This is a genomic window from Pedobacter vanadiisoli (genome assembly GCF_042684385.1).
Lineage (GTDB): Bacteria > Bacteroidota > Bacteroidia > Sphingobacteriales > Sphingobacteriaceae > Pedobacter > Pedobacter vanadiisoli.
In genome coordinates, this window is the sequence record NZ_JBHULL010000012.1 from 34,306 (window position 1) to 53,021 (window position 18,716).

The following is an 18,716-nucleotide window of genomic DNA, read 5'->3' on the forward strand; positions in this document are numbered from 1 at the left end:
TTAGCAGCACCTAAAGAGCCTTTAGATATGCGATAGTTAGCCAAGAAAGAATTCCCATACTTCTAATGAACTGACCTCCTCATTCTGTAAAAAACGGCCAATACCAACAACTGTAAAACCATTCTTCATTTACCGGATTACTAAGCTTTACCACAATAAAAAACTTGCTTATTAAAACCAATAAATCTCAATTTTCACTCATGATTTAGCCCACATTGAAAGTTCATCAGGTATAAATAACAGTCAACATGCTACTCTTAAAACCCTAAACAGATTAAGACCATTTCAACAATTTAAAAACAAGCTGCGAACAATACAAAAACACAATTTTAAAATCAAAAATAAAATCATCATAAACCGAATTTTAACTTTAAAAAAGAGGGGATGAAATAATCAAAAATAGGAGTTAATTTAGAATAAAAAATCATTTAAATATTAATCAAAAAGGAGACATAGAATACCAACAAACCAATGCTATAAAAACACAATTACAGGCTTACAAACGAGTTAAAAACAACAACAATAAAACAAGCAAAACCGAAGTAAAAAATCATACAGATAATGCAATAGACCAACAGAAAATCAAGCTAAGATAACACTATAAAACATTGCATAATTCCACTTAAAAACTTACGTGATTCGGAGCAAAAAATTCAGTAAATCTTTTAACTATATTCCTTTTTAAACGATCATTATTTTTAGTTTATTCTTGCTGTAAAAAATAAACTGAAATGCATTATATCCTATAAACATTTTAAATTACAGGTCTCAATCTTGACCATAAACGAACGCTACCAAGTCAAAAAATGCTTCTATTTTAACACATAATAATTCAAAAAAAACATTGAAAAATGAACTTGCGATGGCCCCATAACTGTGTCTTTCTAAATAAAAAAGATCAAATTCTTATTAATTTTACTTATTGAAAAACAAGCAATGAAATTCACAAAAAACGTCATTTAAACTATATTAAAGGCATATTTTTCATGTAAAATTGATTTTTCATAAAATTTACCCAAAAGTTCATTCACCCGGGAATATTGCAAGGAAATCGCATTATCAGTGCAAAAATCTGGTCTTTTAAGGACTAAAAACGTTAAAAAAATATACAAAATGGAGTACCTGGTCTAAAACTCAGAAAAGAATTTTGATGCTAAAACCCTGATTCCGACCGTAAAAAAACAAATTTTAAATCGTCAACTCAACATCCCCAAACTCCTAAATTTAGAAATCGCCTGTCATGAAAGTTAAAATTTGGGTCGGATAAAGAAAAAACCGGGATGAATTAAAGATCAAAAAAAAAGACATTTTGTCATAAGCAATCACCTCACAAGCAAAACAGAATTTTAAAACCTGTATCAATTTAGAAATTAGGCAACGTAAAATCCCAAAGTTAAGGGCTTTAAAAATCAAATTTCAGACCACTTAAAAATCAATCTTACAGCAGGAATTTTTCCATCCCCAACCTAAAATACCGAGCACTTTTCAACTCATATAAATCAAGCCGAACGGCACCGTAAATCGAGCGGACAAGCTTTAATTTTCAGGACTAAAACCTTGTTCAGCCATTCATACAAAAATTTAAAAAGCCATAAAAATTTTCAGTAAAAATCGATTAATAAGTGTAAATTAAGTTAATAAATCTAAGCAGATAAAAAATTTAAAAAAGTGCTTTAATTCGTTGCAAAAACAGGCATACATACACGAAAAAATCAATAATTAACAAATTTACATAATATCTATTAATACCAACAAATCAACAACTTAACACATTAAATGTAAATTAAAAATTCACTTTTAAAAACACTTACAAAATTTAAAAAACTAAATATTTTAGCAAAGATTTTAGATGAATTTAAAAAAACAAAACAAAAAACTAATTATCAGCTATTTAAGTATAATTACTTCAAGTTTTATTTCACCATCATGTTTTGGGCAGATTTTCAGCACTGCACAAAACCCACTTAGTGTAAAATGGAACTACATTTCATCAGGAGGCTTTAAAATCATCTATCCTGCAGAACTGGAGAAAGAAGCCCAGAGAATGGCCAATACCCTACCCTTCATCTATCCTAAGATCGGGCTGGGTTTGAGACAACAAAAAACCACTATCCCACTCCTGTTACAGAACCGCGGAACGGTTGCAAATGGCTTTGTTCAGCTTGGACCAAAGAAGTCTGAGTTCTATGCCACCCCACCACAATTTTTCGACAGTCAGGATTGGCTGAATAACCTCGCTGTACATGAACTCAGGCACATTGCACAGTTTGACAAATTGACAGGAACACAAGCTCACCCTTTTCCTGAGCTGGTTTACTTTGCCTATTTTGGGGCGGGCATCCCGATCTGGTTTTTCGAAGGTGATGCCGTAGTGAACGAAACAGCACTCACGTATTCGGGCCGTGGCCGGCAGCCGAACTGGATCATGCCTTACCGGGCTTCGATTTTGGAAGGTAAAAAATTCACCTACAGTAAAGCCTATTTTGGCTCGAACAAAGACGTTACACCTGGTTACTACCAAACCGGATATTTGATGGTAGCCGACATGAAGGAAAAATATGGTCAGTTCATTTCCGATAGCTTACTTGGCGACATCAGAAAGAAACCCGTGAGACCATACCCTTTTTCGAAAAGCCTAAAAAAATATACAGGAGAAAACACCCGGCAATATTTTTTAGCTACCCAAAATAAACTTGCCGAAAAATGGAAAATACAGGAAGAAAAATCTACTCCTGAAAACTATGAAAGTTTAAACCAGAAAACATCATTAGCAACGAATTATTTTTTACCAGTAAGACTTAATAAGGACCAGATTTTAGCGCTCAAAGAAAGTAAGACAGATGCCCGGTATTTCGTACTGATCAATGAAGATAAAACGGAACAAAAATTATTTGGAATCGGTTACCAGGAACAACCCTGGTTCAGCCTGAAAAACAACCTCCTGGTTTGGGACGAAATCCGCTACGATCCGAGATATAAACAACGGAGTTATAGTGTAATCTGTTCGTACAATTTAAAGACAAAAAAATTCAACAAACTCAGCAGTAAAAGCAGGCTCTTCTCTCCAAGCCTTTCCAATGATGGCAGGAAAATTATTGCAGCCAAAGTTGAACTCGATAACCAGTTCAACCTGGTAGAAATTGATGCAGCCTCTGGCAGAATTTTAAAGACCTATCCGAATCCAGCAAATGAAATCCTGCAAACACCAGCCTTCAACAAGAGTGGAAACCAAATTGCTTACATCGGCGTAACAGAAAAAGGAAAAAGTTTGTGGCTGATGGACGGAGAAAAAAAATCGGCATTGATTTCGAACAGCCGGCAACAGCTCAGTCGTCCGGTTTTTATTAACGATAAAATTGTATTCAATGCGCATTTCAATGGCATCGATAATATTTATGCAATTGATCCGGTTTCAAAAAAAATAACAGCACTTAGTGCATCTAAATATGGAGCCTTTAATCCAACCGAAACCGGTGATGGAAAAATCATTTTTAACGACTATAAAATTAACGGTTACGAAATTGCCGAAACTACCTTTACAGAAAAACCGATAGGTGAAAATAACTTTGTGGATTTTTCGGTAGCAGCACAAAAGCAGGAAAATGTCGGGAATGTTTTCGACAACATACCCGATAGCACCTACCAACCTAAGCGCTATCATCAGGCGCTAAATCTTTTCAGCGTTCATAGCATTATCCCGGTAATTGATAATGAATATGTTTTTGGTTTGGAGCTTCAATCGAACAACCTGCTTAATACTATGGACTTTTATTCTGGAGCAAAATATCACCGCGATTTAAAGCGCTTTGAATACACGGCAGATATTAGCTATAAGGCGCTTTACCCTGTGTTTAGTGTTTTGTATCGCAATCGTCCGAAAAGAACGTTCTACCGGGCTAAAAATGTGGTACAGCAAGGCGATTGGAGAGAGAACTATATCAAGCTTAATGCATCTCTTCCTTTATCGTTCAACGCCCGTAACGAGAACTATTCTTTTACGCTGAATACAGCAACCAGTTATACGCAAAGATACATGCCGGAAAACATGCCGACGGGTTTTATCAGAGAGCTTAAATTCCCGATGGAATACAATTTCACTTTCAACCACAGTGTACGCACCACCGAAAGAGACATTGCCCCCAGGTGGGCACAGGTGTTAAGGGCTACTTACAACCACCAACCTTTCGACAAGAATTTAAAAGGAGAAATTTTAGCACTCGAAAGTTTCCTATACTTCCCTGGCTTTGCAAAAAATCATTCCTTCCTGGCAAGCTTTAATTATCAAAAAGCAAGCGGGGTAAACCAGTATGCAACGGAGATTGCAACTGTGTATGGGTACAACAATATTTTAGCAAAAAACAAGCTGCAGAACACCCTGCTTTTTAATTATCGTTTTCCATTTGCCTTTCCCGATTGGGAGCTGGGTCCGCTGGCTTACGTGAGGAATTTCAGAGCAGGCTTATTTTGCCATTATGAGAACATCGGCAAGGGTACAACCTTTAACGATCCTAAAACTTATGGTGTAGAATTAAACACCAGTGTAAACCTTTTAAGGTACCAGCCTGTTGTAGATTTAGGGGCAAGATTGGTTTTTGTCAACCAGATTTACAATCAAAATCCGATATTAGAGTTTTCATTTAATTACAGCTTTTAAACCATGAGTGCAAAAACAACTTCGATTATTATCCTTACGGCATTACTAACCATTTTTTTAATGGTAAACACCGACCCTGTAGATTTTGATTTTTTGGTTGCAACGGTTCCTGTATCCAAACTTTTGGTTATCGGCGTCTGCATCATCATCGGTTTCATTATTGGCTTTGTTGTAGGCCGGCCAAGAAAAACGGTGAGTAGTTATGACGACGATATTGAGCGGAAAGCGCAAACTACCGGCAGCAAAAAGGAGTTGAGTGATGAGGATAGGGATTACATCAGCTAGTGCCAGGATTGAACAGGATTATTAGATTCCAGTGCTTTGATCATCCATAGACAGATCGTCATCTCGACTGGAACACAGTGAAACGGAGAGATCTGTTTTGATAGATCTCTCGGCTTTGTTGCACTTCGCTCGAGATGACGGCAACTTAGGATAATGATCTTCTTAAACTTTCTTTCAATCACATTGGTTTTTATCTAACAGATCATTATCCGAATAAAGGATATTTTTTTTAGTGATTAAGCGCGGTCATGATTTCCCCATACAATAAGCCACTTCCCCCACCGTAATGCTGGATGATTTTCAGGCCAGGCCTAATTCCGGTCAGTTTTGCTCTTAATGCTTTTTCACATTCGGCATCAATTCCGTTTCCAAGCAGAACCAGGTCAAGGTGTTGTTCATTGCAAATGGCAATGGCCTCATCATCCGTACATACGCAGATCCCTTTCCATTCTGGCCTGGCATTTAACAGGCGGCTCATTACTGTGGTAATTTCAGTATCTCTTCCGATATAAAGTATGGTAGTTTGCATAATTCCTTACATAAATAAACCTCGCAGGTTTAAAACCTGCGAGGTTTGGTTAATTGTTTTTAATTCAATTCCATGGGAACATCCATCAATAAAACTTCCGCCCCAGCGGTATTGGCTTTAAAGCTGATGCTATCGATATCCCAAATTCCCAATGCATCTCTTTTGCCCAACACTTGTCCGTTAATGGTTACTTCTCCATTGATTACGAAAGCATACACACCGTTACCGGCTTTTTTGATTTTATACTCAGTTTCGAAGCCTTCATCAAAATTACCCAGCGAAAACCAGGCATCCTGATGGATCCAAACACCTGCATCGTCTGCATTTGGCGATAAGATCTGTTGGAAGTTGTTGTGGCGGGCAGCAATATCCAACGTTTGCTGATCATAGCGTGGAGTAACGTTTTTCTTGTTAGGGAACAACCATATCTGTAATAAATTTAACTGCTCATCGGCATTTGCGTTAAATTCACTGTGGCTAACCCCTGTTCCGGCACTCATTACCTGGATTTCCCCATTTTTAATGACCGCCGAGTTGCCCATACTATCTTTATGTGCGATTGCCCCAGCCAATGGAATGGTAATAATTTCCATATTATCGTGTGGGTGGGTACCAAAACCCATACCACCATCAATCAAGTCATCATTTAAAACCCTTAAAACCCCAAAGTGCATCCTTTCCGGATTGTAATAATTAGCAAAACTGAATGAATGGTGTGCATTTAACCAACCATGGTTAGCATGGCCGCGGGTGTTCTCTTTGTGCAAAATGAACTGTGACATAAATTTCCTTTCTTGTTTATGACACAAATTTACTGCGCATTTGCCAGTCCGGCATTGATGTAGGATAAGAAGTGATTGAGTGGAGAGCGTTAAGTGAAAATCGTTATCGGAAAGGACTAATAAGTAAGCAGTTAGCGTTTAGAGTACTATTTGGGTCCTTTAAGCTTTATCTTTACTGATTTTAGCCAGTACCGCATTGCTATTCAGTTCCCTTAATGCATCTAAAGCCACCCAATTGGCCTTTTTATTCTTTTGAGCAAGAATATTGTTAGCCGTTTCAATGGCATGGCCATGCAGAAAGGCATTGCGTTTACCGATCTGCCTGAGTGCCCAGTTAATCGCTTTTTTCACAAAATTGCGGCTGTCGTAAGCTTCGCGCTCAATAATAGGCAAAAAAGACAGAAAAGTTTCGTTCGTTTCTTTTTTGAGATGAACAGCGGCTTCGGCCATGAGCACAAAACCGGTCCGCTTTACAAATTCAGGTTCAGCCTGTGTAAACTCCAAAACCTTCGGCTTAAAATAAGGCGTTTTAACGAAAAGATTTCCGCAGGCCTGGCCACATATATCCCATGAGCTGAAATCGTTTGTCCATGCGCTTATTTGCGCTTCTGTAACCTGTTTATAATCGCCGATAAAAGCAGCCAGCAAGCGTGCTTCGTGAAAACCTGTTTCCCAGAGCAACAGGGAGAGCTCCTGGTTTTTACCGATCTGCTTGCCAAGCTTGCGAATGTGCGGCACCCGGATACCGTAAGCTTTGGAAATATCGATCCCAAAATGAGCCATTTTATTTAAATAACCAGGCTCACTTATGGCTTTTAGTTCAGAAAGAATAAATTCTAGATCATTCATGGCCATTTGTCAGAAATTAACGTATGCTTTAACCCCAGTTATTCTACAACGAAATCACTTGCAGAAACTGCCTTACGTTTCGATGTTCCCACACTATACTCCAGTTGCAGGGTATAACCACCCCCACCTTCAAGGAACAACAACTCGAACGGATGATAGCCTTTTTTAAGCGCGATCTGAGCTGATTTTTCAATTGCAAAGTGCATTCCATCATTATCGACCAGGGTTTTGTTTTGTATTTTCAATACACTACCATCATCCGAACGAAGAAAAAACGAATAAATACCATCTTCTGCAGCATAGAAATAACCCTGATGGCGGGTGGCAAAACTCCCTGCTTTATCTTCAACCGGAATTTCGATCGCTGCAGTAGTTGCGGTTTTAGTTTTATCGGCCTCCGAAATCAAGTTTACCGCTTTATAAAACTTAGGATAATAGCTAAAGTTTAAGCCCGGTTTTGGATTTTTAAGCGATACCGCATCAACATAACCTGTTTGCACATAATTTGCTGTAAAAACATCGCCCATTCTGCCATTAGCTCCAAATATAACGGCCCTTATGGTTTGGGTTTTATCAATATAGATCGGTTTGGTATATTTTGGGGCACTAATTTTGGGTACACTTCCATCAGTAGTATAATGCACAACAGCATTTTTTGGTGCTTCAATGTGAAGATATGCCGATTTCAGAAAAACATTATTTTCGGCAAAGCCTTTGAGGTCGGTAAAACGGTAATTGATGCGCATGGCATCTAAAACAGCAAACTGCCGATCCATTTTCCGGCTAAAGGTTTCAAAATCCTGTTGATGCCCCCATAAAACTTCGCTCATGGCTAACATGCGCGGGAAAAGCATATATTCCAATCGTTGTTCTGAAGGAATGTACTCCGTCCAGATATTAGCCTGTCCGCCTAAAACGTATTGCTGCTCACTTTCATTGAGCCCGAAACCAACCGGATTGAAGCTATACACCTTTTGAAGCGAATGGCCATCTTGCTGTGCATCAAAATAGCAATATTCGCCCGGGGTCATAATGATCGGGTTACCTTTTTCTGCTGCGTGTTTAGGGGCTGTTGGCACCCAGGTACGCCAATACATTAAAGTAGCGGTTGGAGAAATACCACCATCCAGAATTTCATCCCAGCCAATCAGTTCTTTGCCCAGGCTATGGAAATATTTTTCCATCCGTTTTACAAAATAGCTCTGTATTTCATCAATATTTTTTAGGTTTTCGCGCTTCATTAAGGCCTCACATTCAGGAATATTCTTCCAGCTGCTTTTTTCAACCTCATCTGCCCCCAAATGGATATATTTTGATGGAAACAGTTGCGCAATTTCCTTAAAAATGTTTTCAGCAAACTCAAAAGTGGTTTCTTTACATGGACAGATCGGATCGGTAAAGTTTTTTTCTTTTTGTACCGATCCTGTGGAAGTTAGCCACGGAAAAAGCCTGGTTGCAGCTTGCATGTGGCCGGGCATATCGATCTCAGGGATAATTTCAATCCCTTTACCGGCTGCATATGATACCAGTTCTTTAATTTGCTCCTGCGTATAAAACCCGCCATACATTTTTTCTCCATCGATCATTTTGAAATGTTTCTCCGGAATATTGTAATCTGGATTGGTAATTGCCAGTTTTAAGCATGCAGAATCCTGATTATTTAATTTTCTCCATGCCCCTTTTGCCGTTAACTCAGGGTATTTCTTAATTTCAATCCGCCATCCCTGATCGTCGGTAAGGTGCCAATGAAATTTATTAAACTTGTAAAAGGCAAGCCGATCGATAAAACGATGAAGGTAATCGATATCGAAAAAATGGCGGGAAACATCCAAATGAACGCCCCTCCATGAAAATTTAGGACGATCATTAATTTCCGATGCTGGCAAAATCCAGGTGTTTTTGGTTTTAAAGGCATTAGTGGCAGCCAATTGTTTAAGGGTTTCGACAGCCCAAAAAGCACCTGACTGATCATTTGCAGCTATGGTAATCTGAGTAGGATCAATACGCAAGCTATAGGCTTCTGGCTTTAAATCCGTACGCTTAATAAACGAAATTTTATTTGGAGTCCCCTTCAACCTATCTTTTTTAAGCAGGTTGAGCTCCTGAATGGCAATTGAAAAAATACCATCAGTGTTTGCTGAAATGGTGGTGCTGGCAGAGAAAATAAAGGTACCCGACAACAGTTTGAGGGATTGGGGTTGAGGAACGATACTTAATTGTGCAAAAGTAGATTTAACAATCAAGAAAAAGGCTAAGCCAAGCACTAAGCTGAAATTATTGATTTTCATTACGGATGTGTTTTGATCAGATAACCAAGTATTTTTTGCAAAGATTATCTAACAGCCCGAAATTACATTTATCGGTTGTCAAATTCAATAGCCCGCCAAAATTGCGCAATAAAAAAGCGGGACATACTTAAATATCCCGCTTTTAATGATCAATCCTGTTTAAAGGACGGAAGGTTATTGCTTAAATTTTTCATTAAGAATGCTATCTATTAAAATGATATTCGTTTGAGGATCATTTTTGTACAATTTGAAATCGCCCTGCATCACTTTATATTCCTTTGTTTTAGCATAATTTTTCTGTTGTATGCTATCAATTTTTGCTGCCTCGGCTCTGTTAAAAATAAGCATCTGCATATTAAATATTTGCTTAAGGTCTGTTTTCTTTCCAGATATTACCTCCATTGAAAACCCTTTAGAATAATTGATTTGTATACGCCTATCTTTGGCAGACCATTCGTAAAAAACGTCTTCAGTAGTTTGTGGACTAAAAGCTGGCTTGCCAAATTGTTTCTCCAACTGTTTAACAAACTCATTGTAAACCGTATCAGATTTTAGTTCTGCATCGGCTAAAATCGCTACAGTTTTATTATTACGTGTTAAAAAAGCGATCCGATTGAAGTATATATTCCTATAATAAGCAATGCTGTCTATAACTTTGCTGTAGTATGCCTTGCCATAATAGGAATCTTTGCCATTCCAGGCGTCCAACTTATACCCAACCGGGTAGTCGAAAGGCATTGAATAACCCTTTTTCACGTAATCGGAATCATAATTTACATTTGAATCTATTTTGGATTTTAAAAATTCAAGTGGTTTTTCTTTAAAATCAATTTTCTCCAAATCCAGTCCTGTTTTTTTCTCAGAAGCCGGATAATCTTTATCATTTTGATGGCAAGAAAACAAAACCGCACTCAATAACAATAAAAAAAAGTTTCTCATCGAGTTATTTCAAATTAAAATACCCTGTTAATACCCAAAAGGGGCGAATAAATATTTTTTTAATATTTAAATTTTATCCGTTTTAAAGGTTAATCCAAAGCCTGCTCAATATCGGCCAAAATATCGTTAATATGCTCTAAACCGATTGATAAACGGATGGAACCCTGCTCAATACCCACTTCGTTACGTTGTTCTTCGGTAAGTTTACTATGTGTACTGGTAGCCGGGTGTGTTGCAATTGAACGTGTATCGGCCAGGTTGGCAGAGATCGAAAACATTTTCAAGCCATCCATAAACTTGCGGGCCGCATCTATACCGCCATGAACTACAATGGTTACAATACCTCCACCCTGTTTCATTTGTTTTTTAGCGATTTCGTACTGCGGATGTGACGGCAAAAACGGATATTTCACCAGTTTGATTTTAGGATGTTTTTCTAAATATTCGGCAACTTTTAAAGCATTTTCGCAATGACGGTCCATACGAATGGCCAACGTTTCTAAGCTTTTAGATAAAATCCAGGCATTAAAAGGCGATAAAGCCGGCCCACTATGACGGGCGAAACCTACCACTTCTGCAATTAGCTCTTTTGTGCCTAAAATAATGCCACCTAATACACGGCCCTGCCCATCGATATACTTGGTGGCGGAGTGGATAGAAATGTGCGCACCATATTTAATTGGCTGTTGCAGGTAAGGTGTAGCAAAACAGTTATCAACCACCAGCAATAAATTGTGTTTTTTAGCCAGATCGCCCAAAAATTCCAGGTCGATGATATCGATGCCCGGATTTGATGGGGTTTCAACAAAAATCATTTTAGTGTTTGGTTTAATCAGTGCTTCCCAGTCCTGAGGTTTATCCAAATCCGCATAATCGAAAGTTACGCCCCAGTTTGAAAAAACATTGGTTAATAATTGGTGTGTTGAACCAAAAACTGATCTACTGGATACCAGGTGATCGCCATTTTTCAAGAAAGCACCAAAAGTGGTAAAAATGGCTGCCATACCTGTTGCGGTTGCAAAACCATCTTCAGCACCTTCTAAAAGGCACATTTTATCGATAAACTCTGAGGTATTAGGATTTGAATAACGGCTATAAACATTCCCTTCTTTTTCGTTCGCAAATAAAGCACGCATTTCTTCCGCATCTTCAAACTTATAACTCGAAGTAAGGTAGATCGGTGATGAATGCTCCTTGTGTAAGCTGCGTTCGGTTTGAGTGCGTATAGCTATGGTTTCAAAATTTTCAGATTTCATTATAATGTAAGATATGAGTATTGAGATTTGTGATGTGAGACATGAGATTTGGGATTCTATCCCTAAACCTTGAAGACTCCACCCTAAACCTTATTGATATTGTAAGTAAAATTAATGGTTGCCGACCGGCCTAAAATATTCGATACCGAGCAATATTTATCGAAAGTCATTTGTAATGCACGCTCAACCTTGTTAACGCTTAAATCGCCAAAAAGGTCGAAATGAATATCGATTACATCAAAAATCGGGGGCATTTCTTCGTCCTTACGTGTTGCTTTTATCGCAATTTTAATATCATCAAGCGGCTCCTTTTGTTTGGTTAACACATTTACCATATCAATTCCACTGCAACCACCCAGGCCTACCAGCAGCATTTCCATTGGCCTGAAACCTTTCCCCTGGCCACCTATTGCAGCTTTTGCATCCAGCTCTACTGTAAAACCGTTTTCGTTTTCTGCTTCAAAATTAAATTTACCGCTCTTGCGGATTAGATTTATGTTCATGTTGTATCGTATTGAGACCTGAGATAGGAGATGTTAGGTATGAGACTTAAGTCTTCTTTAAATCTTACATCTTACACCCTCTACCATTCACCTCTACTTAAATTTATTTCTACTGGTATCAAGATGTTAGATCTGAGGTACAAGGCATATTAAGCGCCCAAAAACCTTCCAACCTTCAACCTTTCAACCTTATTTACTATTCAAACGCTACACGCCATGCGCCCAGCTTAAATACCATAAAATATTAAGTTGTTTTTTTCCAGTTCTGGCAATTTAACCGGATGGTCGAAAATTGCAAAAACAGAAGAGCCGCTGCCACTCATCAAAGCGAATGTTGCGCCTGCATCGTATAAACTGGTTTTTATTTGACGAATTTGGGGATATTTAGCGAAAACGGATAATTCGAAATCGTTTATAACCTTATATTTCCATGTTGTTGGATGCAAATGTATGATTTCTTTTAACGATTGCAAAGGTTTTTGAGGTTTTACATGCGCATAAGCATCGGCAGTACTGACGTGTACGGGCGGTTTTACCAAAACTTTAAACCAGGATGACAAATCTACTTCGTATTTTTCGAATTCATCTCCTTTATTATATGCATAAACAGGTTTGTTTTCAATAAAGAAAGCACAGTCGGCACCGAGCTGACGGGCATAATCCTCCATTTTACCAACAGATAACCCCAGGCTAAATTTTTCATTTAACAGTTTGATCAGAAAGGCACAATCTGCTGATCCTCCGCCCAGACCTGCACCAACAGGAATGTTTTTCAGTAGATTGATCTGCTGGGCAGGAATATCATAATCCTTTTTCAGGAGCTGATAGGCTTTGAAGCACAGGTTATCGTTAGGATCGCCGGGAATATCGATGCCATGTATTTTACACGAGGTTACCGCCGCATCGGTAATTTCAACCGAGTCTTTAATATCGACCGGATAGAAAACGGTTTCGAGGTTATGATAGCCATCAGCACGTTTTTCGGTGATATTTAAACCTAGGTTTATTTTTGCATTGGGAAAAGATAGCATGTTAGTCCTGAGTTGTGGGTCTTAAGTCCTGAGTCCGTGGTGTCAAAACCAGTAGCGGCTCATTTTGCAAACATACAAACAAGTCATGAGTTTTGAATTGTAAGTTTGGGGTTCATGATACAGAAAACAATCAATGGATAATTGTTTTTCACCATGCTGTACTTATTTTCATTTTTATATAGTCAGTCTTCTTTTTGGAGCGCAATTGTGATAGTTCATCATTTACTTTGTTCCCGTGTTCCGCTTTTACGCTTCGCTTCGTCCTACCTCCTCGCTGCAGGGTAGCTGCTCAACCCGGGGTTAAGGGGCCTGTTGCTGCTTCTATTAATATTTAAGCCACTGAAAACATAAAATTTCAATCCGTGTTAAAAACAATTATCATCACAATGTTAGTAAGTGAGCAGTGTTTATAAAAATGATTTACAACAGCTGATAAATTTTAGATATTTGTAAATTATCAGAACAGTATGAAACAATATTTAGATTTAATGCAGCATGTGCTTGATCACGGTGCTCAAAAGCACGACCGTACCGGCACGGGAACAATGAGTGTTTTTGGCTACCAGATGCGTTTTAACCTGCAAGAGGGTTTTCCGATGATAACCACAAAAAAACTGCATTTAAAATCTATCATTCACGAACTGATCTGGTTCTTGAGCGGCGATACCAACATTAAATACCTTAAAGATAATGGTGTGCGCATCTGGGATGAATGGGCCGATGAAAACGGCAACCTAGGGCCGGTTTATGGCTCGCAATGGAGAAGCTGGCCAACACCCGATGGACAGCATATTGACCAGATTACGAATATTATCAATACGATCAAGAACAATCCCGATTCGAGAAGGATTATTGTTTCAGCATGGAATGTAGCCGAAATCGAAAATATGGCACTACCTCCCTGCCATGCTTTTTTTCAGTTCTACGTGGCCGATGGAAAATTAAGTTGCCAGTTGTATCAGCGTAGCGCCGATATTTTCCTTGGTGTGCCTTTTAATATTGCTTCTTATGCTTTATTAACGATGATGGTGGCGCAGGTGTGCGATCTGGAAGCAGGAGATTTTATCCACACGCTTGGCGACGCCCATTTGTACAACAACCATATTGAACAGGCCAACCTGCAGCTCAGTCGCGAGCCTAAACCTCTTCCAACCATGAAAATCAATCCAGAGGTAAAGAACATCTTCGATTTTAAGTTTGACGATTTTACACTCGAAAATTACGAGGCGCATCCGCATATTAAGGGAATAGTGGCGGTATAATAAGAATTATTATTTAGTTTTGTATTAATGAAAAGTATAGCCTACGATAAGAATATTTCAGCAATAGTAGCCATTGATAGAGAATATGGAATAGGATTTGAAAATCGACTTTTATGCAGACTTCCTGATGACTTGAAATACTTTAAAGAGAAAACTTTTGGGCATTCGATAATTATGGGTAGAAAAACTTTTGAATCGCTAGGCAAGCCATTACCAGGAAGAAGAAATATAATACTTTCAAAACAGTTAGACTTTAAAGTTGATGGTTGTCTCGTTTATAATTCTATACCTGAATGCTTGAAGAATATTCCAACCGAAGAAGAAGTTTTTATAATTGGCGGTGAAAGTATATTTAAGCAAACTTTAGAATATTGCAATAAATTATATGTAACTAGAATAGATGCAAGCTTTCAAGCCGATTCTTTTTTCCCAAAATTTGATACTATTGAAAATTGGAAAGAAGTAATGTCTTGTAATAAATTTCATGATATTGATGAAAAACATAACTATTCGTTTACTTTTCAGGTTTTCAAAAGATTAAAGACAATTAAAAAAAGTACTTCTACTTCTCAATTTACGATTGGATTATAATAGAAATCACTATTACCAATTAATTCTATTGAGGTTTAGAAAAGATTTAAGGGTAAGGTTTTTATTAGGATCGTCATGCTGATCACGTTAAGAATAAAGCCAAATATAATCATCATTGTGAATGAACCAAGGTAATTATTATTTTTACTGGAATAGTGCTTCTGCCCTTGCCAGCTAAACCCGATGGCAGTGAGCATGGAGCGCAGCGAAATAAAACGGACAGCGGGACTTTCGGAGCCAAATAACTGCAGTTTTTGCTTTCCAATAAAAAGATGCTACGCACCCCAGCATGATAGAAGTTTGAAAGACTGAAAAACATTACTGGGTAGAACCATATCCCAAAAAAGCTACAGCAATTGCTTTCCAAATCAATTACAACCTAAATACAACGGTCTAAAATGAATTCCGCGCGATGAATCTCTTAGGATTATTGCCCGATAAAAATTAATCTTAATAAATTATCAATTAAGGGGTTCTATAATTTAAAAATTTAATTAGATTTGCCGACTTGTTAAAAAACAGCGAAAGACAAATTATTTTAAACAAACAATGCAAGGAAAAGGTTTTATTAAGTTTATAGCGATAGTATTGGCTATCGTTTGTGCGTATGCGCTTTCTTTTACTTTGGTAGCATCCAAGGTAGAAAAAGACGCAAAAAACTATGCGAAAGGTGATTTAGCCAAAGAAAAGGCTTACTTAGATTCAATGAGTACCGAGAAAGTTTACCCGGTTGTTGGCTTTACCTACCAAGAAGTAAAAGCCAAAGAAATCAATTTGGGTCTAGACTTAAAAGGCGGTATGAATGTAACGATGGAGATATCGTTAGCTGAACTGGTTAAATCGTTAGCTGGTAATCCTACTGATGCGAACTTCAACAAAGCAGTTCAGAACGCACAGATCCAGTTAAATGCCGGCGGTAAAGACTACATCAAAATTTTCGTTAAGGAATTCGAAAAACTAAGTCCAGGTGTAAAACTTGCCGATTTCTTTTCAAACCAGGATAACGCATCGCAATTAAAACCCAACGCCAGCAATGGCGATGTTGAGTCTTTCTTAGAGAAAGAAGCAACCAGCGCTATCGATCGTTCGTTTACAGTATTACGTTCGCGTATTGATGGTTTCGGTGTAGTAAGTCCGAACATGCAAAAACAAGAAGGCAGTAACCGTATCCTTATCGAAATGCCGGGTGTGCAGGATAAAGAGCGTATTGCTAAACTTTTACAAGGTTCTGCCGAATTACAGTTCTGGCAGGTATACCAGGTGCAGGAAGTTGCTCCTTTATTAGAAAATATTAATAAAACCTTAGCAGCGACATTAAAAGCTGATGCTCCTGCAACTAAAGATACAACAGCTGCTCCGGCTGCTGGCAGTAAATTGGCCGGTTTAGAAAAGGCTGCAACCAAAGATTCTACAGCCAAAGGTGGCAAACTTGCCGGTTTAGGTAAAAAAGATTCTACAGCGGTTAGAGCTGAGTTATTAAAATCAAATCCACTTTATGCAGTTCTTAATCTCCCTATTTACCAGGGACAAAACGGACAACAACAATTAATGCCTGGTGCAGTTGTTGGGATGTCATTACAAAAAGATACTGCAAAAGTTAATGCATATTTAAGAATGCCTGAGGTGGCTGCTGCAATTCCATCTACGATGAAATTTATGTGGAGCGTTAAACCAAGGGAAGGTTCTAAAGTTTTCGAATTATATGCCATTAAAGTGGTAAGCGCTGATGGCAAACCTGATTTAGGTGGCGAAGCAATCAGCGATTCGCGTGCCGATTTTGATCAGAAAGGTAAACCAGAGGTAACCATGTACATGACCAGTGAAGGTTCTGCCAAATGGAAAAAAATTACTGCCGAAGCTGCTGCTGATCCGAATAACAAAAAATCAATCGCTATTGTACTAGATAACCAGGTTTATTCGGCACCTACCGTACAGAACGAAATAGCTGGTGGTGTTTCCTCTATCACTGGTAACTTTACCCAGGCAGATACCAAAGATTTATCAAACATCTTAAAAGCGGGTAAATTACCTGCTCCTGCACGTATTGCGGGTAGCTACATTGTTGGTCCTACTTTAGGTGCACAAGCTATCCACGATGGTTTAATCTCTTTCGTAATTGCCTTTATCGTAATCCTGATCTTCATGGCGTTGTATTATCACCGTGCAGGCTGGGTTGCCAACTTTGCATTGTTGATCAACTTATTCTTTGTGATCGGTATTTTGGTATCGTTAGGTGCTGTGTTAACTTTACCTGGTATTGCCGGTATCGTATTAACTATCGGTTTATCGGTTGATGCGAACATCCTTATTTTTGAGCGTGTACGTGAAGAACTTGCACATGGCAAAAACGTTGGTGCTGCGATTAAAGAAGGCTTCAAACATGCGATGCCTTCCATTATCGACTCAAACGTTACCTTGTTCATTTTAGGTGCTATCCTTTATGCTTTTGGTAGCGGTCCGGTTCAGGGTTTTGCAACTACATTATGTATCGGTATCCTTTCATCATTATTTGCTGCCGTAGCCATTTCAAGAGTAGTTTTCGAATCGTTATTAGCCCGTAAAATTGAAGTTAATTTCGATAACAGCTTAACCCGTAACGCATTCAAAAACCTGGCATTCAACTTTGTTGGCCGTCGTAAAATTTACTACATTATCTCTACTATCATCATTGTGGCAGGTATTGGCATGTATTTCAAAAATGGCGGTTTAAACCTTGGTGTTGACTTTAAAGGAGGCAGAACTTACCTGGTTCACTTCGATAAAGCGGTTAACACCGAAGATTTAAAATCGAAATTAACTCCTGTTTTCGGTAACGAAACCCCAGAGGTTAAAACTGCTGGTGAAGACAGTCAGGTTAAAATTACCACTACTTTCCACATCGAAGATCAGGACATTAAAACTGATAAAGTAGTGGAAGATGCCTTAAACAAAGGTTTAGCAGGTTCTAAATATGAAATCGTAAGCTCGCAAAAAGTAACACCTATTATCGCCAGCGATATCGTAAACGGTGCTTTCTACGCAGTATTGATCTCATGCTTGTTCATGTTTATCTATATCGTAGTACGATTTAAAAAATGGCAGTATGGTTTAGGTGCGGTAATTGCATTATTCCATGACGTTTTAATGGTATTATCTTTCTATACCATTTTAGATGGTATCTTGCCATTCTCATTGGAAATTGGTCAGGATTTTATTGCAGCAATTTTAACAGTAATGGGTTACACCATGACAGAAACCGTTGTTGTATTCGACCGTATCCGTGAAAAATTAAAAGAATCTGGTAAAGAAGATTTACATGGCGAAGCGCGTAACAACTTAATCAACTTCGCATTAAACAGTACCCTAAGCCGTACCATCTTAACTTCATTAACTGTATTTTTCGTATTACTGGTAATCTTTATTTTCGGTGGCGATAGCATCCGCGGATTTATCTTTGCATTGTTGATCGGTCGTATCATTGGTACATACTCATCACTATGTATCTCTACCCCTATCGTAATTGATTTGGGTAGCTCAGCTGAGAAAAAATAAGAGATTAATTTCTTAAAATATAATAAGCGCTCCGATTTATCGGGGCGCTTTTTTTTGTACCTGCTTTTTTACCGCTAAGGCACAAAATCTTCTTTTTTTGTTTTTGAAAAGCAAAGCCAGTAATGCTTAGGCTACGATAGTCCTGCTGTCTGTTTTTATCCCGATGAAGAATCGGGATGCCCACTCCCATCAGGTTTATTTATCTTGAGTCAGTAC

General features: G+C 38.3%; 13 protein-coding genes. 5 read left to right on the forward strand and 8 right to left on the reverse strand.

The genetic code is table 11. The features are described 5' to 3' along the window. Positions 1 to 1,849: 1,849 nt before the first annotated feature. Both ACFSR6_RS15335 and ACFSR6_RS15340 read left to right on the forward strand, forming a co-directional pair. On the forward strand, positions 1,850 to 4,654 hold the full coding sequence (locus ACFSR6_RS15335; protein ID WP_379080371.1) for a TolB family protein: 2,805 nt from the start codon (positions 1,850 to 1,852) through the stop codon (positions 4,652 to 4,654). A gap of 3 nt (positions 4,655 to 4,657) precedes the next feature. Continuing rightward, positions 4,658 to 4,939 (forward strand): lipopolysaccharide assembly protein LapA domain-containing protein, encoded by a 282-nt coding sequence (locus ACFSR6_RS15340; protein WP_379080373.1) that lies wholly within the window; start codon positions 4,658 to 4,660, stop codon positions 4,937 to 4,939. Between the two features lie 229 nt (positions 4,940 to 5,168). Here ACFSR6_RS15340 and ACFSR6_RS15345 read toward each other — a convergent pair whose 3' ends face one another. The 8 genes from ACFSR6_RS15345 to ispE all read right to left on the reverse strand — a co-directional run bounded on the left by ACFSR6_RS15345 (position 5,169) and on the right by ispE (position 13,116). Continuing rightward, positions 5,169 to 5,468, reverse strand: a complete 300-nt coding sequence (locus ACFSR6_RS15345) for a hypothetical protein (RefSeq protein WP_183759607.1) — start codon at positions 5,466 to 5,468, stop codon at positions 5,169 to 5,171. Between the two features lie 59 nt (positions 5,469 to 5,527). Further along, on the reverse strand, positions 5,528 to 6,250 hold the full coding sequence (locus tag ACFSR6_RS15350) for a pirin family protein (protein ID WP_379080375.1): 723 nt from the start codon (positions 6,248 to 6,250) through the stop codon (positions 5,528 to 5,530). Between the two features lie 159 nt (positions 6,251 to 6,409). Next, complete coding sequence (locus ACFSR6_RS15355) at positions 6,410 to 7,099, reverse strand: DNA alkylation repair protein (protein ID WP_379080377.1); 690 nt, start codon at positions 7,097 to 7,099, stop codon at positions 6,410 to 6,412. 38 nt (positions 7,100 to 7,137) lie between these two features. Continuing rightward, complete coding sequence (locus tag ACFSR6_RS15360) at positions 7,138 to 9,387, reverse strand: family 20 glycosylhydrolase (RefSeq protein ID WP_379080379.1); 2,250 nt, start codon at positions 9,385 to 9,387, stop codon at positions 7,138 to 7,140. A gap of 174 nt (positions 9,388 to 9,561) precedes the next feature. Further along, positions 9,562 to 10,326, reverse strand: coding sequence for a hypothetical protein (locus ACFSR6_RS15365; RefSeq protein WP_379080380.1), 765 nt, complete (start codon positions 10,324 to 10,326; stop codon positions 9,562 to 9,564). Between the two features lie 89 nt (positions 10,327 to 10,415). Continuing rightward, the gene (locus ACFSR6_RS15370; protein WP_379080382.1) at positions 10,416 to 11,582 is read right to left on the reverse strand and encodes a trans-sulfuration enzyme family protein; all 1,167 of its coding nucleotides are present in this window, start codon (positions 11,580 to 11,582) and stop codon (positions 10,416 to 10,418) included. 83 nt (positions 11,583 to 11,665) lie between these two features. Next, positions 11,666 to 12,085, reverse strand: a complete 420-nt coding sequence (locus ACFSR6_RS15375; protein WP_379080384.1) for an OsmC family protein — start codon at positions 12,083 to 12,085, stop codon at positions 11,666 to 11,668. Positions 12,086 to 12,312: 227 nt separating this feature from the next. Further along, positions 12,313 to 13,116 carry a 4-(cytidine 5'-diphospho)-2-C-methyl-D-erythritol kinase gene (gene ispE, locus ACFSR6_RS15380; protein ID WP_379080386.1) on the reverse strand — a complete coding sequence of 268 codons (804 nt, stop codon included), beginning with the start codon at positions 13,114 to 13,116 and terminating at the stop codon, positions 12,313 to 12,315. Between the two features lie 467 nt (positions 13,117 to 13,583). Here ispE and ACFSR6_RS15385 point away from each other — a divergent pair, with 467 nt between their 5' ends. From ACFSR6_RS15385 to secDF, 3 genes are all read left to right on the forward strand, one after another. Then, positions 13,584 to 14,378 (forward strand): thymidylate synthase, encoded by a 795-nt coding sequence (locus ACFSR6_RS15385; RefSeq protein WP_379080388.1) that lies wholly within the window; start codon positions 13,584 to 13,586, stop codon positions 14,376 to 14,378. 27 nt (positions 14,379 to 14,405) lie between these two features. Further along, the gene (locus ACFSR6_RS15390) at positions 14,406 to 14,969 is read left to right on the forward strand and encodes a dihydrofolate reductase (RefSeq protein WP_379080390.1); all 564 of its coding nucleotides are present in this window, start codon (positions 14,406 to 14,408) and stop codon (positions 14,967 to 14,969) included. A 549-nt stretch (positions 14,970 to 15,518) separates the two neighbouring features. Then, entirely contained in the window at positions 15,519 to 18,500 is a 2,982-nt protein-coding gene (gene secDF, locus ACFSR6_RS15395) for a protein translocase subunit SecDF (RefSeq protein ID WP_379080392.1), read from the forward strand. Positions 18,501 to 18,716 lie beyond the last annotated feature (216 nt).

Coding starts and splice junctions, on each gene's coding strand:
- ACFSR6_RS15345 (WP_183759607.1), bottom strand. CDS start 5,468: ATGCAAACTACCATACTTTATATCGGAAGAGATACTGAAATTACCACA.
- ACFSR6_RS15360 (WP_379080379.1), bottom strand. CDS start 9,387: ATGAAAATCAATAATTTCAGCTTAGTGCTTGGCTTAGCCTTTTTCTTG.
- ACFSR6_RS15350 (WP_379080375.1), bottom strand. CDS start 6,250: ATGTCACAGTTCATTTTGCACAAAGAGAACACCCGCGGCCATGCTAAC.
- ACFSR6_RS15340 (WP_379080373.1), top strand. CDS start 4,658: ATGAGTGCAAAAACAACTTCGATTATTATCCTTACGGCATTACTAACC.
- ACFSR6_RS15365 (WP_379080380.1), bottom strand. CDS start 10,326: ATGAGAAACTTTTTTTTATTGTTATTGAGTGCGGTTTTGTTTTCTTGC.
- ACFSR6_RS15370 (WP_379080382.1), bottom strand. CDS start 11,582: ATGAAATCTGAAAATTTTGAAACCATAGCTATACGCACTCAAACCGAA.
- ACFSR6_RS15390 (WP_379080390.1), top strand. CDS start 14,406: ATGAAAAGTATAGCCTACGATAAGAATATTTCAGCAATAGTAGCCATT.
- ACFSR6_RS15375 (WP_379080384.1), bottom strand. CDS start 12,085: ATGAACATAAATCTAATCCGCAAGAGCGGTAAATTTAATTTTGAAGCA.
- secDF (WP_379080392.1), top strand. CDS start 15,519: ATGCAAGGAAAAGGTTTTATTAAGTTTATAGCGATAGTATTGGCTATC.
- ACFSR6_RS15335 (WP_379080371.1), top strand. CDS start 1,850: ATGAATTTAAAAAAACAAAACAAAAAACTAATTATCAGCTATTTAAGT.
- ispE (WP_379080386.1), bottom strand. CDS start 13,116: ATGCTATCTTTTCCCAATGCAAAAATAAACCTAGGTTTAAATATCACC.
- ACFSR6_RS15355 (WP_379080377.1), bottom strand. CDS start 7,099: ATGAATGATCTAGAATTTATTCTTTCTGAACTAAAAGCCATAAGTGAG.
- ACFSR6_RS15385 (WP_379080388.1), top strand. CDS start 13,584: ATGAAACAATATTTAGATTTAATGCAGCATGTGCTTGATCACGGTGCT.